The organism is Bacillus sp. FSL R5-0447, from assembly GCF_038606125.1.
Classification (GTDB): domain Bacteria; phylum Bacillota; class Bacilli; order Bacillales; family Bacillaceae; genus Bacillus; species Bacillus velezensis.
On sequence record NZ_CP152012.1, the window covers coordinates 3,181,675 to 3,205,000 of the forward strand.

26 protein-coding genes, 10 tRNA genes and 1 riboswitch are annotated in these 23,326 nt (G+C 47.0%); of the genes, 11 read left to right on the top strand and 25 right to left on the bottom strand.

What is annotated here, in order from left to right; all coding sequences use genetic code 11:
* Positions 1–92 precede the first annotated feature (92 nt).
* Positions 93–232: riboswitch (SAM riboswitch) on the bottom strand.
* A 197-nt stretch (positions 233–429) separates the two neighbouring features.
* The gene (gene pckA / locus NYE68_RS15865; RefSeq protein WP_015418055.1) at positions 430–2,013 is read left to right on the top strand and encodes a phosphoenolpyruvate carboxykinase (ATP); all 1,584 of its coding nucleotides are present in this window, start codon (positions 430–432) and stop codon (positions 2,011–2,013) included.
* Between the two features lie 42 nt (positions 2,014–2,055).
* Here pckA and NYE68_RS15870 read toward each other — a convergent pair whose 3' ends face one another.
* Both NYE68_RS15870 and NYE68_RS15875 read right to left on the bottom strand, forming a co-directional pair.
* Complete coding sequence (locus NYE68_RS15870; RefSeq protein WP_003152249.1) at positions 2,056–2,298, bottom strand: DUF2584 domain-containing protein; 243 nt, start codon at positions 2,296–2,298, stop codon at positions 2,056–2,058.
* Between the two features lie 57 nt (positions 2,299–2,355).
* Complete coding sequence (locus tag NYE68_RS15875; RefSeq protein ID WP_324636496.1) at positions 2,356–3,129, bottom strand: prolyl oligopeptidase family serine peptidase; 774 nt, start codon at positions 3,127–3,129, stop codon at positions 2,356–2,358.
* A 139-nt stretch (positions 3,130–3,268) separates the two neighbouring features.
* On the opposite strand from NYE68_RS15875, the gene NYE68_RS15880 reads away from it, so the two are divergent.
* Genes NYE68_RS15880 through NYE68_RS15890 form a run of 3 tightly spaced genes read left to right on the top strand, consistent with a single transcriptional unit; the run spans position 3,269 to position 5,854 of the window.
* Positions 3,269–4,273 (top strand): ABC transporter substrate-binding protein, encoded by a 1,005-nt coding sequence (locus NYE68_RS15880; protein ID WP_015418057.1) that lies wholly within the window; start codon positions 3,269–3,271, stop codon positions 4,271–4,273.
* Positions 4,274–4,284: 11 nt separating this feature from the next.
* Positions 4,285–5,067, top strand: coding sequence for an ABC transporter ATP-binding protein (locus tag NYE68_RS15885; protein WP_003152246.1), 783 nt, complete (start codon positions 4,285–4,287; stop codon positions 5,065–5,067).
* Positions 5,042–5,854: an ABC transporter permease gene (locus NYE68_RS15890; RefSeq protein ID WP_014418698.1), complete on the top strand. Its 813-nt coding sequence runs from the start codon at positions 5,042–5,044 to the stop codon at positions 5,852–5,854. The genes NYE68_RS15885 and NYE68_RS15890 overlap by 26 nt, the downstream gene beginning before the upstream one ends.
* 34 nt (positions 5,855–5,888) lie before the next feature.
* Here the strand turns inward: NYE68_RS15890 and ytkD are convergent, their stop codons facing one another.
* From ytkD to NYE68_RS15905, 3 genes are all read right to left on the bottom strand, one after another.
* Positions 5,889–6,368: an RNA deprotection pyrophosphohydrolase gene (ytkD, locus tag NYE68_RS15895; RefSeq protein WP_007408833.1), complete on the bottom strand. Its 480-nt coding sequence runs from the start codon at positions 6,366–6,368 to the stop codon at positions 5,889–5,891.
* A 132-nt stretch (positions 6,369–6,500) separates the two neighbouring features.
* Positions 6,501–6,905, bottom strand: coding sequence for a holin family protein (locus tag NYE68_RS15900; protein WP_007408834.1), 405 nt, complete (start codon positions 6,903–6,905; stop codon positions 6,501–6,503).
* A 151-nt stretch (positions 6,906–7,056) separates the two neighbouring features.
* Positions 7,057–7,494, bottom strand: a complete 438-nt coding sequence (locus tag NYE68_RS15905; protein ID WP_007408835.1) for a Dps family protein — start codon at positions 7,492–7,494, stop codon at positions 7,057–7,059.
* A 124-nt stretch (positions 7,495–7,618) separates the two neighbouring features.
* Between NYE68_RS15905 and ytzI the strand changes: the two genes are divergently transcribed.
* The gene (gene ytzI / locus NYE68_RS15910; RefSeq protein WP_015240433.1) at positions 7,619–7,768 is read left to right on the top strand and encodes a YtzI protein; all 150 of its coding nucleotides are present in this window, start codon (positions 7,619–7,621) and stop codon (positions 7,766–7,768) included.
* Here the strand turns inward: ytzI and NYE68_RS15915 are convergent.
* Positions 7,765–8,208 carry a FixH family protein gene (locus NYE68_RS15915; RefSeq protein ID WP_015418059.1) on the bottom strand — a complete coding sequence of 148 codons (444 nt, stop codon included), beginning with the start codon at positions 8,206–8,208 and terminating at the stop codon, positions 7,765–7,767. The two genes, ytzI and NYE68_RS15915, sit on opposite strands and share 4 nt — an antisense overlap.
* 114 nt (positions 8,209–8,322) lie before the next feature.
* Positions 8,323–8,796, bottom strand: a complete 474-nt coding sequence (locus NYE68_RS15920) for an S-ribosylhomocysteine lyase (RefSeq protein WP_003152237.1) — start codon at positions 8,794–8,796, stop codon at positions 8,323–8,325.
* Between the two features lie 124 nt (positions 8,797–8,920).
* Between NYE68_RS15920 and yidD the strand changes: the two genes are divergently transcribed.
* Complete coding sequence (gene yidD, locus NYE68_RS15925) at positions 8,921–9,148, top strand: membrane protein insertion efficiency factor YidD (protein WP_003152235.1); 228 nt, start codon at positions 8,921–8,923, stop codon at positions 9,146–9,148.
* Here yidD and NYE68_RS15930 read toward each other — a convergent pair.
* Together NYE68_RS15930 and NYE68_RS15935 are read right to left on the bottom strand one after the other, a co-directional pair.
* Complete coding sequence (locus tag NYE68_RS15930) at positions 9,145–9,714, bottom strand: carbonic anhydrase (RefSeq protein ID WP_003152233.1); 570 nt, start codon at positions 9,712–9,714, stop codon at positions 9,145–9,147. The two genes, yidD and NYE68_RS15930, sit on opposite strands and share 4 nt — an antisense overlap.
* Positions 9,715–9,832: 118 nt before the next feature.
* Positions 9,833–10,081, bottom strand: coding sequence for a type B 50S ribosomal protein L31 (locus NYE68_RS15935; RefSeq protein WP_003152229.1), 249 nt, complete (start codon positions 10,079–10,081; stop codon positions 9,833–9,835).
* Between the two features lie 197 nt (positions 10,082–10,278).
* Between NYE68_RS15935 and NYE68_RS15940 the strand changes: the two genes are divergently transcribed.
* Genes NYE68_RS15940 through NYE68_RS15950 form a run of 3 tightly spaced genes read left to right on the top strand, consistent with a single transcriptional unit; the run spans position 10,279 to position 12,889 of the window.
* Positions 10,279–11,610, top strand: coding sequence for a cytochrome ubiquinol oxidase subunit I (locus NYE68_RS15940; protein ID WP_015418060.1), 1,332 nt, complete (start codon positions 10,279–10,281; stop codon positions 11,608–11,610).
* A gap of 22 nt (positions 11,611–11,632) precedes the next feature.
* A complete protein-coding gene (locus NYE68_RS15945; protein ID WP_017418423.1) occupies positions 11,633–12,673 on the top strand; it encodes a cytochrome d ubiquinol oxidase subunit II in 1,041 nt (346 codons plus the stop codon).
* Between the two features lie 57 nt (positions 12,674–12,730).
* Positions 12,731–12,889: a DUF1540 domain-containing protein gene (locus NYE68_RS15950; RefSeq protein ID WP_007408842.1), complete on the top strand. Its 159-nt coding sequence runs from the start codon at positions 12,731–12,733 to the stop codon at positions 12,887–12,889.
* Between the two features lie 384 nt (positions 12,890–13,273).
* Here the strand turns inward: NYE68_RS15950 and menC are convergent, their stop codons facing one another.
* The 6 genes from menC to NYE68_RS15980 all read right to left on the bottom strand — a co-directional run bounded on the left by menC (position 13,274) and on the right by NYE68_RS15980 (position 20,774).
* On the bottom strand, positions 13,274–14,389 hold the full coding sequence (menC, locus tag NYE68_RS15955) for an o-succinylbenzoate synthase (protein WP_007408844.1): 1,116 nt from the start codon (positions 14,387–14,389) through the stop codon (positions 13,274–13,276).
* A complete protein-coding gene (locus tag NYE68_RS15960) occupies positions 14,386–15,849 on the bottom strand; it encodes an o-succinylbenzoate--CoA ligase (RefSeq protein WP_324636481.1) in 1,464 nt (487 codons plus the stop codon). The genes menC and NYE68_RS15960 overlap by 4 nt, the downstream gene beginning before the upstream one ends.
* A gap of 87 nt (positions 15,850–15,936) precedes the next feature.
* Positions 15,937–16,755 carry a 1,4-dihydroxy-2-naphthoyl-CoA synthase gene (gene menB, locus NYE68_RS15965; protein WP_015418063.1) on the bottom strand — a complete coding sequence of 273 codons (819 nt, stop codon included), beginning with the start codon at positions 16,753–16,755 and terminating at the stop codon, positions 15,937–15,939.
* 58 nt (positions 16,756–16,813) lie between these two features.
* Entirely contained in the window at positions 16,814–17,638 is an 825-nt protein-coding gene (gene menH / locus NYE68_RS15970; protein WP_324636479.1) for a 2-succinyl-6-hydroxy-2,4-cyclohexadiene-1-carboxylate synthase, read from the bottom strand.
* Positions 17,626–19,362 (bottom strand): 2-succinyl-5-enolpyruvyl-6-hydroxy-3-cyclohexene-1-carboxylic-acid synthase, encoded by a 1,737-nt coding sequence (gene menD, locus NYE68_RS15975; protein ID WP_324636477.1) that lies wholly within the window; start codon positions 19,360–19,362, stop codon positions 17,626–17,628. The genes menH and menD overlap by 13 nt, the downstream gene beginning before the upstream one ends.
* On the bottom strand, positions 19,359–20,774 hold the full coding sequence (locus tag NYE68_RS15980) for an isochorismate synthase MenF (protein WP_033574247.1): 1,416 nt from the start codon (positions 20,772–20,774) through the stop codon (positions 19,359–19,361). Before NYE68_RS15980 ends, menD begins: the two co-directional genes overlap by 4 nt.
* A gap of 282 nt (positions 20,775–21,056) precedes the next feature.
* Here NYE68_RS15980 and NYE68_RS15985 point away from each other — a divergent pair, with 282 nt between their 5' ends.
* Both NYE68_RS15985 and NYE68_RS15990 read left to right on the top strand, forming a co-directional pair.
* Positions 21,057–21,776, top strand: coding sequence for a TraR/DksA C4-type zinc finger protein (locus tag NYE68_RS15985; protein WP_015418067.1), 720 nt, complete (start codon positions 21,057–21,059; stop codon positions 21,774–21,776).
* A gap of 156 nt (positions 21,777–21,932) precedes the next feature.
* Entirely contained in the window at positions 21,933–22,403 is a 471-nt protein-coding gene (locus tag NYE68_RS15990; RefSeq protein WP_020956249.1) for a tryptophan-rich sensory protein, read from the top strand.
* Positions 22,404–22,438: 35 nt separating this feature from the next.
* Here NYE68_RS15990 and NYE68_RS15995 read toward each other — a convergent pair.
* The 10 genes from NYE68_RS15995 to NYE68_RS16040 all read right to left on the bottom strand — a co-directional run bounded on the left by NYE68_RS15995 (position 22,439) and on the right by NYE68_RS16040 (position 23,320).
* Positions 22,439–22,510 (bottom strand) — tRNA-Glu (locus NYE68_RS15995).
* A 3-nt stretch (positions 22,511–22,513) separates the two neighbouring features.
* A tRNA-Ser gene (locus NYE68_RS16000) sits at positions 22,514–22,604 on the bottom strand.
* A 3-nt stretch (positions 22,605–22,607) separates the two neighbouring features.
* Positions 22,608–22,682, bottom strand: a tRNA-Asn gene (locus tag NYE68_RS16005).
* 10 nt (positions 22,683–22,692) lie between these two features.
* Positions 22,693–22,769: transfer RNA gene (locus NYE68_RS16010), tRNA-Ile, on the bottom strand.
* A 15-nt stretch (positions 22,770–22,784) separates the two neighbouring features.
* Positions 22,785–22,858: transfer RNA gene (locus NYE68_RS16015), tRNA-Gly, on the bottom strand.
* A gap of 8 nt (positions 22,859–22,866) precedes the next feature.
* Positions 22,867–22,942: transfer RNA gene (locus NYE68_RS16020), tRNA-His, on the bottom strand.
* Positions 22,943–22,962: 20 nt separating this feature from the next.
* Positions 22,963–23,038, bottom strand: a tRNA-Phe gene (locus NYE68_RS16025).
* 10 nt (positions 23,039–23,048) lie between these two features.
* Positions 23,049–23,125, bottom strand: a tRNA-Asp gene (locus NYE68_RS16030).
* 6 nt (positions 23,126–23,131) lie between these two features.
* Positions 23,132–23,208, bottom strand: a tRNA-Met gene (locus tag NYE68_RS16035).
* A 19-nt stretch (positions 23,209–23,227) separates the two neighbouring features.
* Positions 23,228–23,320 (bottom strand) — tRNA-Ser (locus tag NYE68_RS16040).
* Positions 23,321–23,326 lie beyond the last annotated feature (6 nt).

The following is a 23,326-nucleotide window of genomic DNA, read 5'->3' on the forward strand; positions in this document are numbered from 1 at the left end:
TCATACTATATCAGAGAATGTTAATTGGCATATTTTATGAAATAAAAAAACCTTTTCCACTCGAGGAAAGGGTTTGGTCTGTGTGCCTTTCACTCTTATCGCTCAAGGAAAATATTAAACCTTGCATCAGGTTAGCACCTTGGTTTCCCACAGTGTTTTCACCTGCTTTTTTACAGAGAAACCGGTTGCTGGGCTTCATCGGGCCTGTCCCTCCGCCAGCTCGGGATAAGAGTATCCGCTCAATGAAATATCTTATCGTAAAAGGGCGGAAAGTGTCAATATGAATTAAAGCGATTACGCGCCTTTATTTCGGGAAGCAATGGAAAAACACAAACAAAAAACCGCAAATAGTATAGACTATTTTCAGATATATGTTATACTAATTCCACATTCAGCGAAATACAAATAAACCGGCAAAGGAAGGTTTTTATGAAATTAGTTGATTTAACCGCAGATCTTCAAGCATTACTTGCAAGTCCGAATGTGCATCATAATTTATCGGCTCCAAAACTTACCGAAAAAGTGATCAGCCGAAATGAAGGAACGCTGACATCAACGGGCGCCGTACGCGCCACCACCGGCGCATATACAGGCCGGTCACCTAAAGATAAATTTATCGTCCGTGAACAAAGCACAGAAAATCAAATTGATTGGGGCGCGGTGAATCAGCCCATTTCTGAAGAGGCATTTGAAAAGCTGTACGCCAAAGTCGTCAGCTACTTAAAACAGCGGGATGAACTGTTTGTGTTTGAAGGATTCGCGGGAGCGGATGAAAAATACAGACTCCCGATTACGGTCGTAAATGAATTTGCGTGGCACAATTTATTCGCGCGCCAGCTGTTTATCAGACCGGAGACGGATGAAAGAGACAGGCAAGCGCAGCCTTTCACCATTCTCTCAGCTCCGCATTTTAAAGCAGATCCCGAGACAGACGGCACGCATTCGGAAACATTTATCATTGTCTCTTTCGAAAAGCGCGTCATTTTAATCGGCGGCACCGAATACGCCGGAGAAATGAAAAAATCAATATTCTCCATTATGAACTTCCTGCTTCCGCAGCAGGATATACTGCCGATGCACTGCTCAGCCAATGTCGGTGAAAAAGGCGATGTCGCCCTGTTTTTCGGCCTTTCCGGCACAGGGAAAACGACGCTTTCAGCCGATGCGGACCGCAAACTGATCGGCGATGACGAGCACGGCTGGTCAGATTCCGGCGTTTTCAACATTGAAGGCGGATGTTACGCTAAATGTATCAATCTGAGCGAGGAAAAAGAACCGCAGATTTTTCGTGCGATCCGCTTCGGGTCTGTTCTTGAGAATGTCGTGCTTGATGAAAAAACGGGTGAAGCGGATTACGACAATTCCTTCTACACGGAAAACACAAGAGCCGCATATCCGATTGAGATGATCGGCAATATCGTGCAGCCGAGCATTGCCGGCCATCCGCAGGCGATCGTCTTTTTAACGGCGGACGCATTCGGCGTGCTCCCTCCGATCAGCAAACTGACGAAGGAACAGGCGATGTATCACTTCTTAAGCGGGTACACCAGTAAACTCGCGGGAACCGAGCGCGGCGTGACATCTCCGCAAACGACTTTCTCGACGTGCTTCGGTTCACCGTTCCTTCCGCTTCCGGCGCATGTATATGCCGAAATGCTCGGGCATAAAATCGACGAACACGGCGTTCAAGTCTTCCTGGTCAACACAGGCTGGACCGGCGGAGGGTACGGAGTCGGAGAACGGATGAAACTTTCGTATACAAGAGCGATGGTCAAGGCCGCTATTGAAGGCAGACTGAACCAGACTGACATGACGGCAGACAGCATTTTCGGCCTGCGCAGTCCCGTTCATGTTCCGGGCGTTCCGGATGAAGTTCTTCAGCCTGAAAACACATGGAGCGATAAACAGGCATACAACGAAAAAGCGCTGTTTTTAGCCAATGAGTTTAAAGAAAACTTTAAAAAGTTTTCCCATGCGGACTCGATTGCCAAAGCCGGCGGACCTCTCGTGTAATCAAAAAAGCCAAGGGCGTTTATGCCCTCGGCTTTTGTTTTTTCAGTTTGTCGAATGAAGCGACGTGAGTCTGTATGTAATGCTTGTCCGGCCGTTCGCCCATTCGAGCTTCTGGACTTCGCCGGTGCCGGATTTCTCGCCGGTTTTCGTTTTGCGCACGTCCATCGGAATATCAAGAGGATAGACGCGGTAGCCCTCTTTCTCCAATAAAAAGATATTTTCCTCTATCCTTTTTTCATTGCCTTTTGTCACAATCATGGTATTAAATTCAACAGGCATTCCCAAAATGAAAATCCCCTTTCATTCTCTTATTCTTTATTATCATAACATAAATCAGGCATCTTACCGTGTCTTCATCCATTCCGCCAGCCGCCGGACAATGCGTCTGTTTTCCTGCGGCGGAAAATAATGCGTAAAACCGCTGTAATACCAAGTTTTCACCGGTTTCCCCGCCTCTTTCAGCTTGTCCTCGATCATTCGGGCGTGTTCGATCGAAACATTCTCATCATTCTCTCCATGGATGAGCAGCACAGGGGCCTGAATGCGGTCTGCTTTTTCAAACGGCGAACGCCATCTGTATTCATCCGGCACCTTTTTCGGCGTGCCCCCGATCACCCGCTTCATCATCCGCCGCATATCCTTCCGCTCTTCATAAGTAAGCACCATATCGCTCACACCGCCCCATGATACGAGCGAAGCCGCTTGATGCCCCATTTCAATCGCGGTCAAAAGCCCCATGATACCGCCCCGGGAAAAACCGAAAATATGCACCCGCCCTTCCCTGACGTTCGGATGCTCCCGAAGCAGGCGGAAAGCGGAAAACGCGTCCTCTCTGTCCTCTCCCGCAAAATCTTCATTTCCCTCGCCGCCCTGGTTGCCTCTGTAATAAGGCGCAAACACGACAAAGCCTTGGGAAGCAAATTGAACGATTCTTCCGGGGCGTACCATGCCGACATTTTTTATGCCGCCGCGCAAATATAAAAAACCGTCATATGTTCCCGGCGCCGCAGGCTCGGCAAGGAGCCCCTTTACCTTCAGTCCTTCTGACTCATAGCACACCGCAAAGAGGCGGACATGCGGACTCGGAGACGGAAACCTTTTCTTTTCTACCAGCAAAACAATGAGCCTCCTTATATCATCAGTTTTTTTATTCTTTCCCAACGTGAATATGGGCACTCACACATTTTTTATACCCATCATACGATATGTAAAGCAGAAAAGGTTATTTTAACGCTTAAAACAAGGAGGTTACACCGTGAACAAATGGCTCAAAACGGGCTGCGTTTTTGTCATATGCGCCTTTTTCCTGCTCATTCTTCCGGCTTGCAGACAGGAAGAAAGTCTGACAAAGGTAAAGGTGGCGGAAGTCACACACTCCATCTTCTATACGCCTCTGTATGTCGCTGAAGCAAAAGGTTTCTTTAAAAAAGAAGGGCTCCAAGTGTCACTTCAAACAACATGGGGCGGAGACAAAACAATGACATCGCTTTTATCAAACGGGTCTGATATCGCGCTGGTCGGTTCTGAAACATCCATTTACGTGGAGGCGCAGGGAGCAAAAGATCCGGTCATCAACTTCGCACAGCTGACACAGACGGACGGCACATTTCTCGTGTCACGGAAGGATGAGAAATCATTCAAATGGAACGATTTAAAAGGAAAAACATTTCTCGGCCAGCGAAAAGGCGGCATGCCCCAAATGGCCGGTGAGTACGTCCTGAAAAAGAATCACATAGAGCCGAAAAAAGACATTAACCTCGTTCAAAACATTGATTTCGCCAATATTTCCAACGCATTCGCATCCGGAACGGGTGATTATGTGCAGCTGTTTGAACCGACGGCATCCCAATTTGAAAAAGAAGGCATCGGCCATATCGTCGCATCCTTCGGAGAAGCTTCCGGCCAAATGCCATACACAACCTTTATGGCAAAAGAAAGTTATTTGAAAACCAATGAAAAGACGGCGGAAAAATTCACCCGCGCCATCTATCGCGCCCAGCAATGGGTGGAAAGCCATCCGGCTAAAGACATCGCAAAAACGATTCAGAAGGAATTTGCCGATACCGATCCGGCCATTATCGAAACGTCAATAGAGCGATATAAAAAACAAAAGTCATTCTCTGCAGACCCAGTTCTGCAAAAGGATGAATGGGAACAGCTTCAATCTATTATGGATGAAGCCGGAGAGCTCCCGAAACACATTCCGTACAGCAAACTCGTCAACACAAAAATCGCCAAAAAAGTCACCTCAGAACAATAGGAGGAACATGAATGTCTTTTTTACATGTGGATCATGTAACACATACTTATTTCTCGCTGAAAGAAAAGACAACCGCCGTGAAAGATATACATTTTCAGATTGAAAAAGGGGATTTCATCTCCTTTCTCGGACCGAGCGGATGCGGAAAAACAACACTCCTGTCCATTCTGGCCGGCCTTATTACTCCTGCGCAAGGCCGGGTGCTGATTGAAGGAAGTGTGCCGAACCATAAAGAACACCAAATCGGTTATATGCTTCAGCAGGATTATTTATTTCCTTGGAAATCAATTGAGGAAAACGTGCTGCTCGGTTTACACATTTCAAAAACATTAACAGAAGAAAAAAGAGCTGAAGTTCTCAGCCTTCTGCCTAAGCTCGGATTAATCGGCGTTGAAAAGAAATACCCGAAAGAGCTGTCAGGCGGGATGCGGCAGCGGGCGGCACTTGCCAGAACTCTTGCGCCGGACCCGGGACTGCTGCTCCTTGATGAACCGTTTTCCGCGCTGGACTTTCAAACGAAGCTTTCTTTGGAAAATCTTGTCTTCAGAACATTAAAGGATTTTCAAAAAACCGCCGTGCTCGTCACCCACGATATCGGTGAAGCCATCGCCATGAGCGATACGATCTATTTATTTTCGAATCAGCCGGGCACCATCCACCAAATATTCACCGTGCCTAAGGAGCTCGCGGCTTTAGATCCGTTTGACGCGCGTCAGGATCCGGCCTTTCAGCCGCTGTTTCAAACCATATGGAAGGAGCTGAATTCCCTTGAAAAACAGCAGCGGCACGATTGAACAGCTTCATCAGCAGTTTAAGAAAAGACACCAAAAAGAAAAGCTCCGGATCCGTGCGTATCAGGCCGCCATTTTCATCGTATTTTTTGCCGGCTGGGAAATATCGAGCAGGGCGGGCTGGATCGATCCGTTAATCTTCAGCTCACCCTCCGCCGTTTGCAGGCTTTTAGTTGAAAAGATTGCGGACGGATCCCTTGCGGCGCACATCGGCGTAACCTTAGGAGAAACCGTTCTCGGCTTTTTGCTCGGCACGCTCCTCGGCACATGCCTCGCCGCTCTGTTATGGTGGTCAAACAGGCTCGCCCGGGTTTTAGACCCGTACCTCGTCATTTTAAACGCGATGCCGAAGGTCGCACTCGGACCGATTCTTATCGTGGCACTCGGACCGAATTTCACAAGCATTGTCGCCATGGGAGCAGTCATCAGTGTCATTATCACGACAATCGTCGTCTTTACGGCTTTTCAGGAAGTGGATGAAAACTATATTAAAGTGATGAAAACCTTCGGAGCAAAAAGAAGCATCATGTTTAAAGAAGTCATTCTGCCGGCATGCGCCCCCGCGATTATTTCCGCGCTTAAAGTGAACGTCGGTTTATCCTGGGTCGGTGTCATCGTCGGCGAGTTTCTCGTTTCCGAAAAAGGTCTGGGCTACATGATCATTTACGGATTCCAGGTCTTCAATTTCACTCTTGTGTTCTTAAGCCTTCTGATCATCGCGATTTTTGCGACATTGATGTATCAGGGAGTCGAACTGTTAGAAAGAAAATGGACGAAAGGAAAAATTTAAAAAAGACCCGTGCGTAAACGCCGGGTCTTCGTTTTTATGATTGGAATACGCCGTCCTCTTTCAGCTTTTTCAGACTGATCGGAAGCACCGAATCTTTCATAATGAAACTGAATTTTTTATTTCGCGGGAGATTCTCCGGCAGTTCGCTGAACAGCACCGGCCCCTTTGTTTCAAAATAGTCAGCCTGTTGTTCAAGCTTTTCAATATCGGCAAAATAAATATTCTTCACGATTACCTTTTCCCTGCCGAGAACTTTATACTGTCCGACGTACTTCAGATGTCTTACCGCGGCGCCGGTTTCTTCTTTCACCTCGCGCAGGGCCGCTTCCTCCGCACATTCCATCGGCTCCACTTTTCCGCCCGGAAATTCAAACCCCCGGTCTTCGTGCTCAGTCAAAAGCCACTTATCTCCATATCGGCATATGACCCATACGTGCTTCGGGCTGTCTGAAAAAGGCTGGTGTTCAAAGGAGAGCTGAACAGTGTTCTGATAATAGTCTTTAAACTCGTACATGTTTATCCCTCTAATCCGTTCCTTCGTATCTTCCATACATCATACCACAGTTGCGTTTGTTCGGAAGCCCTTTATCAAAAATTCAGAGGAAAACCATCATACCCGCTAGTATAGCCTCCTTTGAAGCAAATGTTACGGTTTGCGCTTGAATTTATTTTTCAGGGTATCCAATAGGTCGACGAGCACCTGCGGAACCGGTATGCCCAGCGAGCTTGCCGTAATCACGATCTGAACCGATTCGTATAAGATATAAAACATGATAGCCAAATTACGGATGGCGCCTTCGGTATGAAGCAGCTGGTCAAAAAAATGGCAAACTGAGACTAATGCCAGGGTCACGATTTTTTTGACCAGCCGCGCAAAAAGCTTTCTTGCGCTCAGCTGCTGCAAAAGAGATTCTTTTAAGCTTGTACTGATAAACTCAATCGCCATAACCGATAGCAAAATCAGAAACGAATACTGAAAACCTCCGAAGAAAAACCCCGCTGCCGACACGATCACTGCAAAAAACGAAAAGATGCCAAAGTCTTTGCCCACTTGATCCAACATCCTTTCACAGAAACGGCCTTACATTATTCTATGAAAAGTGAATGGAACGGACTGGATTTTTCAGAAAAATGGACAACACCTCTCTTCGGCAGCCAAATAAAAGACCGAGTGCTTTATAGCCCCGGTCTTCCCTTGTTGATTATCCCAAATACGCTTTCAGCATCCAGTTATGTTTTTCGATATTCTGGTGAATGGCAAGCAGCATATCACCGGTCGTTTCGTCTCCTACCTCATCTGCGAGATCCATGCCGCTTTTCAGCTCTTCCGCAATGACAGTGAAATCATCATAAATGTTCTGTACCATTTGTTCTGCGCTCTCATTGCCTTCCGCTTCTTTTACAGACGCTGTCTTCAATGATTCCGTCATTGTGCCGATCGGCTTGCCGTTTAATGCCAGCAGACGTTCTGCCAGATCATCAATATATGTAGCCGTTTCGTTATACAGCTCCTCGAACTTTTCATGCAATGTGAAAAAGTCCTTCCCTTTGACGTACCAATGATAGTTATGTAATTTCACGTACATGACCGTCCAGTTTGCAACTTGCTTATTGACTGCATCCAATAGTTTTTCTGACATGCCTATCTTCCTCCTTTGGTTTACTATTGATATACCCTATATATCGTGTGTTAAAACATAAATTTTTAGCCCTTGATTTTACGGATGGAAAATATGTTATGATTTGTTAAAAAGGAGGGATTTCATGGTGCTTCTTCTGAGCTTCGGCTTTCTTATCGTGCTCGCCGTGCTGCTTTTATCCATCTGGTCGACTGTAAGAGCTTATAATGTAAAACATACGATTGACCCGCCGGAGGACGCATCAAAAGGCTTGACGGATAAAAAAAATCCTTAATGATGATGCGTCTGTTCCTCATGGCCGGAGGAATCATCGGCAGCTTCAGCATTCCCGACACGCACTTTTACAGTCGGCATATTATGCTGCTGTTTTGCCGTTACGTGGGATTGAACGGTATACACACCCTCTTCATCAAATTCAGTCCGCAGGTGATACGCCCCTTTTTCCTCCTTGGCCTTGCTTGTTTTGCTGCTGCCTTTTTTTCCTTCTTTCCATACTTCAAACATGACTTCATCCGCATCCGTGACACGCTTGCCGCCGTAAAAAACTTCCGCCTTGTATTCCGCTTTTTCATGCGGTGCTGCCGTTTCCGGTCCTGTAAGCTTGACCTCAAGCGCTTTAGGCTCTTCATCCGCGGAGGTTTTGTCCGAATTGCCCCCGCAGGAAGATAATAGAAATACCATACCGCACATACCTGCCAATACAGCCCGTTTCATCCCATCACTCCTTCATGTTTGCTTCTATTTTAGCAAACGCTTACACATAAGGTGTGACATTTTTTAGAAATATGTAAAAAAGCCTTTTTGCATGTCAGCAAAAAGGCCTGTTTTTTATCCGAACACTTTCAGCAAATCTTCTTTATCTTGTGACAGCCAGAAACGCATCAGACGTTTCGCGCCTTCTAAATCATGAAGTTTCGCCTGGCCGCACTGTTTTTCGTTGGCCGCCGGAATCTCCGTAATATCGATGGCTTCTTTCAGCGTAGCGTCAAGCAGGTCTACAATTTCTTCCGCTGTCGGCTCGCCGCTGACAACAAGATAATAGCCTGTCTGGCAGCCCATCGGTGAGATATCTATGATGTCGAAGTGATCGTATTTCTCAGAATGTGTGCGAATCGTAAACGCAAGCAAGTGCTCAAGCGTATGAATCGTATCCGGCTTCATCGCCTGTTTGTTCGGCTGGCAGAAGCGAATGTCAAACTTATTCACGACGCCGTCTGTTCCGACTTTATGCACTCCGCAATGTCTTACATACGGAGCCACAACCGCATTATGGTCAAGCTCAAAACTTTCTACTGAAGGCATAATGGCACTCCCTTTTTTTCAGAATATGCATCCATTATAACACAGTTTTCCGATAAGAATTGTGGCGGAAGCTTTTCAATCTGAAATTTTTTTTCTATACTAGCATCAGAAAGGTGGTTTTTTGATGAAAACCATAATGATTGCGTTAATCCGCGGATACCAGAAGTTCATCTCTCCGCTGACGCCGCCGTCATGCCGCTTTTATCCGACGTGTTCGCAGTACGGAATCGAAGCCGTCAAGACTCACGGCGCATTAAAAGGCGGATGGCTGACACTGAAGCGGATTTTAAAGTGCCACCCTTTTCATCCGGGCGGTGTTGATCCCGTACCGGACAAAAAACAAAAACATTAGTCCATATGCTGGTAGCCGTCGATCACCAGATCCAGTTTACCGGTTTCAGGATCAATCACCAGACCGTGCACCGGGACATTGTCAGGGAATAGCGGATGGTGTTTAATGACGTTTACGCTGTCTGTAACACTCGCTTCTACTGAATCAAAGCTTTTCAGCCATTGATCAAGATCAACACCTGAGTGCTTCAGCATGTCAATCCGCTCTTTCGGAATACCGCGGTCGATAATTTTATCAAGCATATCCTCGCTGTTGATTTTGCTCATGCCGCAATCATGGTGGCCGATAACGCAGACTTCATCAGCGTTTAATTCGTATACAGCGACTAAAAGGCTGCGCATGATGCTTCCGAACGGGTGGGCGACAAGCGCGCCGGCACTTTTAATAATTTTCACATCGCCGTTTCGCATGTTCATCGCATGCGGAAGCAATTCTACAAGACGTGTGTCCATACAGGACAAAATCGCCATCTTTTTATCCGGGAATTTAGATGTTTGGTATTTTTCATAATCTTTGTTTTTAGTGAACTGCTCATTAAATTGCATAATATCGTTTAGAAGACTCATCTTGGTGTTTCCTTTCTGCCTTTTTATTCACAATATAACATAAGGCGGGTCATTTCGTCACTCCCCGCACAAGATGACAAAGTGCTCAATAAATAAGACAAACCCCATTGGGCTTGTCTTATTTCCCCATATTGTATTTTTTGTTGAACTGTTCGACTCTCCCGCCTTTTTCGTTGAATTTTTGGCGGCCTGTATAAAACGGATGCGTATCTGAGCTGACTTCTACTTTAATCAGCGGGTATGTTTTTCCGTCTTCCCACTCTGCCGTTTCCTCTGACGTTTTCGTAGAATGGCTTAAAAAGCGGTAGCCGCTGTTCACATCTTGAAAAATCACTTGATGGTTATCCGGATGAATATCTTTTTTCATGCTGATCTCCCTTTCTTAAATCGTAATAATTACGTTTTATTCTAAACCTTAAATAGGCGCTTGTCAATCATATATGCCCTGATCCCTTGATTTCTAAACCCTGCACATATATGGAATCGGAAGAATAATCTAATCGCTTCAGCAAATAATATAATCACATTACATAAAACGGTAATTTAGAAAGGCGGTTTATGATCGTGGATGATTTAGTATTAGCCAGAAGTCTGTTCGGGACAACCATGGGCTTTCATATTATTTTTGCGACGCTTGGTGTCGGCTTGCCTCTGATGATTTTAATGGCTGAATTGATTTATCAAAAAACAAAAGATCCGCATTATGCCATTATGGCGAAAAGGTGGACGAAGGCGCAGGCTGTTCTGCTCGGCGTGGCGATACCGACCGGAACGATCGCGGGTACACAGCTTGCCCTTTTGTGGCCCGGATTCATGGAAGTCATCGGCAGGGTGATGTCACTTCCGTTTCAGATTGAAATTTATGCTTTCTTTATCGAAGCGCTGTTTATGTCCATTTATGTCTACGCCGCTGATCGGCTGACTCCGGCGATGCGCATCATTGCCGTTATTTTCGTTTTGATCGGCGCCGCGGCATCAGCCGTCTTAATCACAAATGTTCACGCATTTGAAGGAACGCCGGCCGGTTTTAAAATTTTAAACGGCAAAATCACTGACGTCGAACCGTGGGCAGCGTTTTTTAATCCAAGCTTTTTCACCACCGCGGGCCATGTCGTTCTGACGGCTTTCATGACCGGTGCATTTATCGTCGCGTCAGTAGCGGCTTATAAAATGCTGAGAACGAGAAAACAGGAGCAGGTATACCGCTTTCACCGAAAAGCGCTGCTGCTCGCCTTAACGATCGGCGGGATATTCTCCATTCTTGCCTCTTTAAACGGTCACGAGTCAGCCCAGCTTCTTTACGAATACCAGCCTGAGAAGCTTGCGGGCGCAGAAGGGCTGTTTGAAACTAGATCACACGCTCCGCTTGCGATCGGGGGTTTTACTGATGCAAAAGAAGAAAAAGTAAAATGGGCGATAGAAGTGCCGTGGGCTTTAAGCTTTTTGGCCGCAAACAGCTTTGATACCGTCGTCAAAGGATTGAACGCGTTTCCGAAAGACGAGTGGCCGCCTTTATTCATCCATACACTGTTTAACGGAATGGTCGGCATCGGGATGCTGCTCATTTTGTACTCCATCATCGGCATCGTGTGGAGAAAAATTTTAAAGAAAGACAGCTTTCCGACTTGGCTTTTGATTTTATTTTTAACCGCAGGACCGCTCAGTCTGATCGGAATTGAATTCGGGTGGATATTCGCTTGTACGGGGCGGCAGCCATGGGTGATTTACCATCTCCTGAAAACGTCTGATGTCGTCACGACAACCGGTTCAATCGGTTTGCTGTTCATCCTGTTTACGGTCGTTTACGCCATTTTAGCAGCCGCAGTCATTTATGTGCTGCTTTACTATTTCCGCAAACATCCTGTTGAGGAGGATGTAAAAGCGGCGGAATCCTAACAATAGAAAGGGCTGAATTGAAATGGACATTACCATGGATGCTCTCATTGCGATATCAATCGTATGGGGCTTCGTGTTTATCTACGCGGTCATGGCAACGATGGACTTCGGAGCCGGCTTTTGGTCGATGATCTATTTAAATAGAGAACAAACAAAGGCGACAAACATCGCCAACCGTTATTTGTCCCCGACATGGGAAGTGACCAACGTCTTTATCGTCGCGATCGTTGTCGCCCTATTCAGCTTCTTTCCAGGGGCAACCTTCGTGCTGGGAACCGTTTTATTGATTCCGGGAAGTATTATTTTGCTGCTCTTAGCCATCCGCAGCGGCTTTCTCGTCTTCTCCAATACCGCGAAGGAAAGAAAAATCATGAGATATATCTCCGGAATTTCAGGCTTCATTATTCCCGCTGTGCTGATTTTGGTCCTTCCGGTCACACACGGAGGGTTTATTGAGAAGACGGGCGGAGTGTATCAACTGAATTTGGCAAATGTCTTTACAAGCCTTAATGCGTATGCGTTTATCGGCTTTGCCATTTTAAGCACTTTATTTTTATCTTCACTGCTTCTGGCCGATTTTTCAAATGTTGCGGAAGAGGAGCATGCGTACCGCATCTACAGACGGAGCTCTTTAATAACAGGGCCGCTGTCGCTTCTGTTTGCCTTCTTCATTATGCTGACATTACGCTCTGAAGCCGGCTGGCTGTATACGGGGATGATGAAAGACAAGACATGGCTCATTCTGTCTGTCATTACATTTATCATTGCCGGCGTGGCTCTGTTTTTGCCGAATAAGCGCTTCGGCCGCAACCTCGGCAAACCGAGAATCGCCATGATCGCCATTGCGCTTCAATACTTTTTGGCAAGCTATGCATACGGACGGGCTCATCTTCCTTATATGATTTATCCGGATATTACGGTCATGTCAGGATTTACGGAGCCGGCAACCTTCAGGGCGCTGTTTATGACGTATATCGTCGCTTTCATCATTTTGTTTCCCGGGTTTTATTTCTTCTGGAAGCTCTTTATGAAAGACAGACGTTATATCCGCCAGGAGGAATAACAAAAATCAGGGCGGCTCATACTAATGGCGTACCTTTTATCTTGGAGGGGAGCCAGCATGGACCAAAAAATTCTGTGTGAAGTCAATAACTGTTCATATTGGGGCAGAGGAAACAAATGCACGGCCGACGCGATTTATGTAGTCAGCCATACAGGCGAAACCGCTGAAAAAAGTGAAGAAACGGATTGCAAAACCTTTAAACCGCATGATTTATAAAAGAAAAGAGCTGTTTTATACAGCTCTTTTTCATTTCCGCGCCGCAAGCCTTTTTGAAATCAGCCCCTGAGCCGGGGAAAATCGCGCTGATGAAAAGCATGGAAGAAAGGCGGTTTGTCAGTCTAGGCGGCTGTAGGCGGTACAATCAGTATCGCATTCATGACAAGCACAGAATTTTTTATCAAGATGTACATGTTTGCCCCAGCCAGAAAGCAACACCTGCGATGTAAAGCCGACACTGTTTGAAGAATAAAAAAATCATCGCATTCGCCTATTAAAAAAACCGGCTGATACAGCCGGTTCAAACGGGGGAAGGGGTGATAATGAACAATTTCAATATAACAGCAGCATACAGGCAGCTCAACTCGCTGAAATGTCTTTTTATCAATTGTTTGTCGTAAAAACGTCCATTTGCGTGACGTATTTTCTCATTATTTCCTGATTGACTTCAACACCCAGTCCGGGACCGTCCGGAACAGAGATGAATCCCTCTTCGATACGTATGTCGGGAGTGACAATATCCTCCTCCCAGTATCGGTCTGATGAGGAAATATCACCCGGTATCGTAAATTGCGGCAGCGAAGCAAGCGCGACTGTCTGCGCTCTCGAAATGCCGGTTTCAAACATTCCGCCGCACCAAACCGGCATGTGATGCTCTCTGCATAAGTCATGTATTTTTAAAGCCTCTGTCAGGCCTCCTACACGCGCCGGTTTTATGTTAATGATTTTACAGCTCCCAAGCTCAATCGCCCGCCTCGCGTCATCATATGAGCATATGCTTTCATCAAGGCATACCGCGGTTCTCAAGTGTTTCTGCAGGTGGCGGTGATCGACAATATCATCTGCCTGAAGCGGCTGTTCTATCATCATGAGCTGGAATTCATCCAACTCTTTCAGCCTGCTGATGTCTTTCAGTTCATATGCCGAGTTGGCATCCGCCATCAGCGGTACGTTCGGAAAACGGCTGCGGATGGATCTGACCAGATCAACGTCATGGCCGGGCTGAATTTTTATTTTTATACGTTGATAACCTTCTTTTACGTATTGCTCAATTTCCCGAAGCATCTCATCAGCCGAAGCCAGACCCACCGCCACGCCGGCGGGCACTTTATCTCTTTTGCCCCCTAAGGCTTCTGCGAGAGATATCCCCTTTTTCTTGGCATATAGATCCCACACGGCTGATTCAAGCCCCGCTTTTGCCATGCGGTTTCCTTTGAAACGCGCGAGACTGTCAGGCACTTCTGACGGATGGAAAAACTCGCGGCCTACGACATTTGGGATGAAAAAATCTCTCAGCATATGCGCGCATGTCTGAATCGTTTCTTCTGTATACCACGGAGAAGAAAACGCCGATACCTCCCCCCAGCCGGTTCTCCCGGTTTCATCGATCGCTTCCACGATCAAAAATTTACGGTCCTGCAGCGTTTCAATACTTGTTTTAAACGGTTTTTTCAGCCTCATACTTACATGATAAAGGGTGATTTTTTCAATCTTAATCATGACAATTCTCCTTTACGAAGCTCATTCAGCCGATGCCTCATCAGTTTATTGGACGCGTTCCGCGGGAGCCCGTCAACCTTGAAAAAAGCAGCCGGTATTTTATATTTAGCAAGCCGCTCACGGCAAAAGGCGGTCAGCTCCTCAGAACTGACAGAAGAAGTCAGTACGAGAAAAGCATGCGGCACTTTCCCCCATTTCGGATCTTCGGCTCCCGAAACACCGGCCTCCGCTACAGCCGGATGGGCAAGCAGCGCCGCTTCCACTTCTGCCGGGTAGATGTTTTCTCCGCCTGAAATAATGAGGTCCGACCGCCTGTCCAGCACGTATAAAAACCCTTCATCATCCAAATAGCCAAGATCGCCCGTTTTAAACCATCCATTATGAAAAGCGGCCTGGTTTGCGTCGTCACGATGGTAATACCCTTTCATTACGTTCGGGCCTTTCACCGTAATTTCACCGTGTTCAAACGGCGCACAAGGGCTTCCGTCTTTTTCAATTCTAATTTCGCATGAAAATAGCGGTTTACCGGCCGAGCCGAGCTTGTCCATACTGAATTCCGGAGAAAGCGTGACAATCTGTGAGCAGGTTTCAGTCAAGCCGTAAGATTGAAATACCGGAAATTGTTTCCTGCGGCATTCTTCAAGGAGCGGCAGCGGTGCCGGACCCCCGCCAAGCAGAATGCAGCGCAGTGATTCAGGACATTGTTCAGTTTCCGCAAGCAGGCCCGAAAGCATGGTCTGCACCGCTGAAATGATCGTGACCTGATGGGAGCTGATGCTGTCCAGCACATCAGTGACAGAAAATTTTTGATGAAGCACGACAGGCATGCCGTAAATGACCGACTTAAACAGCGCAGACAGACCGCTGATATGAAACAGCGGCAGCGCAATAAGCCAGCGGTCCCGCTCCGTGACCCCCAGATTCAGCGCAGACGATACAGCGCTGGAATAATGATTACCGAAAGTCTGCTGCACCCCCTTCGGCCTTCCCGTTGTTCCTGACGTATACATAAGAGTCGCCGTATCATCAAGCGTTACATGAGCTTCAGGTTCAATGTCTCCCGCCTCTTCAGCCTGCAGCTCGTCCACGTCCGCAGCGGCGACCGCAGATTCATATTCTTCACGGCAAAAACCGTCCTCCGTCAATAAAAGCTTAGCCTGTGAATCTTTGAGCTGAAACATCCGTTCCTGTTTTGAGAGCTTCGTATTCAACAGCACAGCTTCCGCCCCTAATAAGAAACAGGCGTGAACGGCATAAACCATTTCCGGTCTGTTAGAAAGCAAAATCGCGGCCCGGTCTCCTTTTTTAAGCGAGCAGTATTTGGACAGCCGCGCGGCCATTTGTTTAGAAGCATGATATAATTCTCTGAATGTCATCTGTTTGTTTTCAAATATGAGAGCGATTCTCTCTGGTGTCAGCTGAGCCCTTTGAATGAGCCAATTCGGCTGTTCTGTCAGCATGTTATCATCTCCGAGGTAAAAGTACTGTTTTTGAAAAGAAAACAGCTTGGACCAGAGCGGCTCAAGCTGTTTCGTAGTGTCATCTGATCACGGAAAACGAGGGAATTGACCGAAATCGGGACTGCGTTTCTCTTTAAAGGAATCGCGGCCTTCTTTCGCTTCGTCAGTCGTGTAATAAAGAAGCGTTGCATCTCCTGCAAATTGCTGAATTCCGGCGAGGCCGTCTGTATCAGCGTTAAATGCCGCTTTAAGGAAACGAAGGGCTGTAGGGCTTTTCTCAAGCATTTCTTCACACCATTTAATTGTTTCCTCTTCAAGTTTCTCTAATGGGACAACTGTATTGACAAGCCCCATGTCGAGCGCTTCCTGCGCGTTGTATTGACGGCACAAGTACCAGATTTCACGGGCTTTCTTATGTCCGACGATACGCGCCAGGTAACCTGAGCCGTAACCGGCATCAAAGCTTCCCACTTTCGGTCCGGTTTGGCCGAAAATCGCGTTATCGGCCGCAATCGTTAAATCACAGACGACATGAAGCACATGGCCTCCGCCGATGGCATAGCCTGATACCATCGCTACGACCGGTTTAGGAATCACGCGGATCAAACGCTGAAGATCAAGCACATTCAGACGCGGGATCTGATCGTCTCCGACATATCCGCCGTGACCGCGGACTTTTTGGTCTCCGCCTGAACAGAATGCCTTATCTCCCGCTCCCGCTAGAACGATGACACCAATATTGGAGTCATCACGCGCACGAGCAAACGCGTCAATCATTTCTGATACCGTCTTAGGAGTAAATGCGTTATGTACCTCCGGGCGGTTAATTGTTATCTTTGCAATACCGTTATACGTCTCGTACAGGATTTCATCGTACTGACGTTCACTTTTCCATTCTGCAGCCATTGATATGACCTCCTTCATTTTTGCCTGAGTCCGGCCGAAAAGCTATTTTCTTTATGCTTTATAAGCCGTATAAAAACTCACTTACTATCTTACCAAAAATTCGCGGCTGTTCCACATGTACCGTGTGCCCCGCCTTTTTGACAACCTCTATTTTACTTGATAGGAGCAGGTTATGCACCTTTTGATTAATAACGCAAAACTTTTCATCCCATTCTCCGCATATGAGCAGAACGGGCGCCTTGATGCGGTGTAATGCCTCCCACCAGGAAGGCTGTGAGCCCGTCCCCATTCCGAGCAGGCTGCCTGCAAGTCCGGACGGATTATTTTTCAGCCTGCCGGCACGGATGGACGCCTTTATGCTGTCCGGCAGAGAAAGCTGCGTGGCAAACAACGGAATGCCCTCCCAATAATCGACAAACGATGTTATACCTTCCCGCAATATAAAGTCAGCAAGCTTCCGGTCTGACTGAATCCGCTTTTTGCGTTCCTGAAGCGTGCTGAGGCCCGGAGTTGTACTTTCCAAGACAAGCGCTGACACCCGATGCGGAAATGCCTGTGCAAAGGAATACGCAAGTCTTCCCCCCATAGAATAACCAATAAGTTTCACTTTGTGAAGTTTTAATTGGTCAAAAACGGCGGCAAGGTCCGCAACCTGCCGGCTCGCACTGTACCTTGCCGCTTGCACAGGCGCGTCTGTCTCCCCGTGACCCAGGCAGTCAATCATCACCATTCGTTCGCCGGGAAACATGCCGCGTAAAAACATCCATGATTCTTTGCTGCCCGTAAATCCATGCAGACAAACAATAGTTTCAGATGATTCGTGTCCGCTATCAGCAGCACGATAGCATACACCGTCGGCCGTTTTAACTGTTACAGTTTCCATTCTTTTTTCACTTCCCGCACTGCGGCCTGCAGCAGATCGCGATGGAATTGAACTCTTGATGTCCGATCTGTTTTCAGCTCGATTATATGAAGTCCGGGCTTGTCCGCCTGCGGCTGATACGCATCCTTAAATGCCTCCCATGTCTCAGGGCAAGTATACGTCCCGCCGTACAGTGCGGCGGCATGCTGGAAATCAAGGCCCGTCGGCGTACCGAACAGTTCTTCAAAATGAGTCTTATCAGATGCCTGCGGCAAAAACGAGAAAATCCCGCCGCCATCATTGTTTATTAAAATAACCGTAAGCGGAATTCCAAGTTTTTTAGCCGCTAACAGCCCGTTTAAATCATGGTAAAACGATAAATCTCCAATGACAAGCGTGACAGGAGCTTTTGTACCTTCACACAGTCCCATAGCCGAGGAGACAACTCCGTCAATTCCGTTAGCGCCGCGGTTGGCATAAACACGGAAGAAACGATCTTGTTTTTCAAAGAACGTATCCACGTCGCGAATCGGCATGCTGTTGCCGACAAAAATCGAACTGCCTTCAGGGACAAGGTGCTGAAGCTGACGATATACATTTCCTTCAAATGATAAATCATCCATGCTCGCGGCCTGTAAATGACTCCGGAACCGCTCATTGACAAACTGCCATTTCTCAAGCCATCCGGACGGCCGTTTTCCGGTTTCAGCTGAACGGACCGCTTCCAAAAACACAGACGGATGGCAATGAATCATATGCGCGCCGGCCTGGGTGGGATCTCTCCATCCTCCGTCTTCATCGACGATAAACTGCTCAATGGCAGGATCATCTCTGAGCCATAAAAAGAGCGGTTTGGAAACCGGCATCGGGCCGAAGCGGATCACAGCGTCCGGACGCAGCGCCTCTTTTATTTCTTCATCTTTTAAAAACGAGTCATAAGCATCAATAATCAGCGTCTTATCATGCTCCCCGTTTCGGAGATTTGAAAGCGGATCAGCCAAAATCGGGAACTGAAGTATCTCGGCAAGCGCGATGATTTGCTGCTTTTCTGCTTCACCGTAAATTTCGCCGCAGACGATCATACCTCTTTCGGTACCCGCGAGACGCTCTGTAATATGACAGAGAGAGTCTTGAGCAGCTGACTGAATCCCTGTTGTGACTGAGACGTGCCGCCCCTTTCTCATTCTTTCAAAAGGTGCGGCTGATAAATCCGGCATCAAAGGCTCTCTGAGCGGCACATTGATATGGACCGGCCCCATCGGGCGCTTCCCGGCTTCACTTACGGCTCTGCCGGCCAATGTTCTGATATAGCTCAGCATTTGAGGATTTTCCTCAGGCAGAGCCGAGTCTGTGAAAAACTTAACAAAGTTACCGAACAGAAAATGCTGGTTAATCGCCTGAGGCGCCCCCACTTCCCTCAATTCATGAGGCCGGTCAGCAGTCAGGACAATAAGAGGCACTCTTGAATAATGAGCTTCAATCACGGCCGGATAGAAGTTAGCCGCCGCCGTTCCTGACGTACAAATCAGCATGACCGGACGCTGGCGGGCTTTTGCAAGACCGAGTGCGAAAAAACCTGCGGATCGTTCATCAATCTGTATATGGACTTGAATATCCGGGTGGGCCGCCGCCAAAACCGCCAAGGGAGTTGACCTCGATCCCGGGCAAACAACCGCGTCGGTGACACCCGATAGGGCGAATTCATCAATAAAGCTTCCGATATAATGTGTAATCGGGTTTGTCAAAGCCTTTCACCTCCTAAAGCAGAGATCATCGGCTTTAGTTTAATTTGTGTTTCTTCATATTCTGATTGCGGATCTGAATCTTCAACAATGCCGCAGCCTGCGAAAAGCCGCGCACTTTTGCCTTCAATCAGCCCTGATCGGATAGCCACGACAAATTCTCCGTTTTCCCTGCCGTCCATCCAGCCGATCGGGGCCGCGTACCATCCGCGTGTCATCGGTTCAATATCAGCGATAACTTCAACAGCTTTCTGCTGGGGAGCTCCGCCCAATGCCGGTGTGGGATGCAGCTTTTCAATTAAATCAAACAGGGAAGCGGACGTTTTAAGATGGCCTGTGATCGGTGTATATAGATGCTGAACACTTTTTGTTTTATATAATTGCGGACCTGCAGGCTTTTTCACATCGCTGCAGCTCGACAAGAAAGAATCGTGTATCATCTGAACCACAAAATCATGTTCCGCGAGATTTTTTTCGTCATGCAGCAGCTCTTTGCCGAGACGGTCATCTTCTTGTTGACTTTCTCCGCGCTTAATAGAACCTGCCAGGCAGGTAGACATGACGTCTTTGCCGGATTTTTTGATCAGCCGTTCCGGTGAAGCGCCGACAAAGCATTTATCTCCCTGCTCAATCGCAAAAACATAGCTTGTCGTTTGGTCCGTCAAAAGCTTGCGGACAACGCTCTCCGCCGGAATAGGCCCATCATATGACAAAACGACTTCCCTTGCCAGCACGACTTTATCATATTGATTTGCTTTCATATCATTTGTTGCTGTTTTAATGGCTTCAAGCCAGTTTTCCACATCAAGTTCTTCCGCTTTTGTTAAAACAGGATATTCTTCATACTCGATTGAAGAAACTGAAAAAGCTTCCGAAAAAGATTTCAGACGTTTCAGCGTATCTTCTGCCTGATTACCGTCTGCCGCCCATTGATTGACGGTTAAATAATCACCATCTGCCGTCTTTGTCAGCATGAGTGAGGGGATAAAGAACAGTCCTTCTTCGAACCCGTTCCATTCGTCTCCTCTCTCTTCAGCGGGATTAAATGAAAAACCGCCGAATAAGACAGGGCCGACCGCGGTATGCGCCGCCTCTTCTTCTTCATGAATATGAAAAGCCGTCTTTTTAAAGCGCTCCCATTGTTCAAAAACGTCGTGATAACGCTTTCCATTTTTTTCATTCGATTGGAACAGCGCTTCTGTGCCAAGACCGACTATTGTTAATTCACTACCGGGTTCTGACCAAAAAAATCGTTTGCCTTTATATTTTTTTGCTCCGTCTTTGAAAAATGATAGAGGGTCTAAAGACGCAATACGTCTTGAATAGCTCAATAAGACAGCATGGTTGACTTGTTTGGCTTTATGTAATGCATGATCTGCTTCCTCTCGGAACGTATGCTGCACCGTTGTCACCATGAGACATTCCTCCATAATCCGTTAAATGCTTTTAATACAATACACCTGTGATGACTTTGTGTCAAACACACAGATTTGAGCACGACAAAATGCCTGCATTTCTTATTATAAACCTTTTTGCGCAAATGAATAAAGAAACAAACTTGAATTTTCTTTCCCCACTCTCGGCAATCACTGTATCCTTTTACTTCCTCATGGGAAAATGACTATTTTTATCCACCATTTTTCTGCGCAAAAGCGTTCATACTAACAGTAAGTATCACATAGAAACGAGGGATTAATGTGCTTACAAACGAACAGATCACACACTTAAAAAAAGAATTAGAAGAAGCCAGACATGATATTTTGAGCCGCTTTAAAGAAAATGATCAATTTCAGTTAGCTGATGAATTCCCGTATCAGTCATCCGGCGAATTGTCTTCCTATGACAATCATCCCGGCGATCAGGCGACCGAATTATACGAGCGGGAAAAAGACCTGGCTCTGCTCGACCATGAACGAGAGCACCTTCGCGATATTGATTACTCTCTGAAGCAAATTGAAAACGGCACATACGGCACATGTGAAGTCAGCGGCAAGGACATTCCTTATGACAGACTCGAAGCTCTGCCGACGGCTACGACATTGGCGGAATATTCCTCGCAGGATGCCGTTTCCAAAGACAGGCCGATTGAAGAGGAAACACCGTTCGGACAGTTTGAATTTGATGATGATGAATCAATCCGGGCGGCTTACGATAGTGAAGATGCTTATCAGGATGTTGAGGAATACGGAAACTCAGAAACGCCTCAGGATTTAGAAGATCCTCCGCTCAGCTATGGGGATATGACAATGAACTCAGAAGAAAACATCGGCTATGCTGAGGATTATGAAAACTTTATCGCGACAGATATTACCGGAAAAAACATTTCCGTGTATCCAAGCAAAGCACACGAAAAATATGAACAGGAACTGGACGAAGAAGGAATTATGACGACCTTTGGCGATCTTCATGCTGATTAAAACCCCGGCCTGCCGGGGTTTTTGAATACAAATAAATGGTTTGCTGCATTTTCACACTGAAAACTCATACACTTAATGATGCATAAACCTTTTAAAAGGTTTAATCTTTCCAAAAAAGGGAACTAACGTATTGACATTGAATGACGGAGGGAACAAATGAAAAAGAAGTATATCGGTGCGATTATTGTATTTATCATTACATATGTCTTGTTTTCTTTAGCGGGGGTTCTCTTTCCCATCGACCGGGAATGGTATGACGCGCTGCAAAAACCTGACTGGACGCCGAGCGGATCAGTGATCGGCATCATATGGGCGGTTTTGTTTGCGCTTATTTCGCTCTCAGCAGCCTTGATATACGCAAAGTTTTCATGTAAAGAATCCAAAGCTTTTTGGGTGATGCTTCTCATCAATTATATCGTGAATCAAGGATTCAGCTATTTTCAATTCACACAGAAAAATTTGCTTGCTGCATCTATCGATTGCCTGCTTGTGGCTGTGACTACACTCATTCTGTTGCTCATTGCCGGTAAATACAGTAAAGCTTCAGCCTGGCTTCTGGTTCCTTATTTATTATGGAGCGCTTTTGCCACATACTTGTCTTTTACCATTTACACTATGAACGCATAATAAAAAACCTTGCATAGTATGCAAGGTTTTTTTAATGACCCGTACGGGATTCGAACCCGTGTTACCGCCGTGAAAGGGCGGTGTCTTAACCGCTTGACCAACGGGCCTTATGGCGGAGAAGGAGGGATTTGAACCCTCGCGCCGCTTACACGACCTACACCCTTAGCAGGGGCGCCTCTTCAGCCACTTGAGTACTTCTCCGTATGGCTCCACAGGCAGGATTCGAACCTGCGACCGATCGGTTAACAGCCGATAGCTCTACCACTGAGCTACTGTGGAAAAATCATCATGGTGGGCCTGAGTGGACTCGAACCACCGACCTCACGCTTATCAGGCGTGCGCTCTAACCAGCTGAGCTACAGGCCCATGACAATATAAAAATGGAGCGGGTGATGGGAATCGAACCCACGACATCAGCTTGGAAGGCTGAGGTTTTACCACTAAACTACACCCGCATGTTGTTTGGGGCGATTGATGGGAATCGAACCCACGAGTGCCAGAGCCACAATCTGGTGCGTTAACCACTTCGCCACAACCGCCAAAACAATATTAAATTAAATGGTGGCTCGGGACGGAATCGAACCGCCGACACACGGATTTTCAGTCCGTTGCTCTACCAACTGAGCTACCGAGCCTTTTTATAAATGGCGGTCCGGACGGGACTCGAACCCGCGACCTCCTGCGTGACAGGCAGGCATTCTAACCAACTGAACTACCGGACCATTTTTTGGTTGCGGGGGCAGGATTTGAACCTGCGACCTTCGGGTTATGAGCCCGACGAGCTACCGAACTGCTCCACCCCGCGATGATAATTAAATTAGATATGGCGGAGGAAGAGGGATTCGAACCCCCGCGGGCTTTGACACCCCTGTCGGTTTTCAAGACCGATCCCTTCAGCCAGACTTGGGTATTCCTCCGTATAA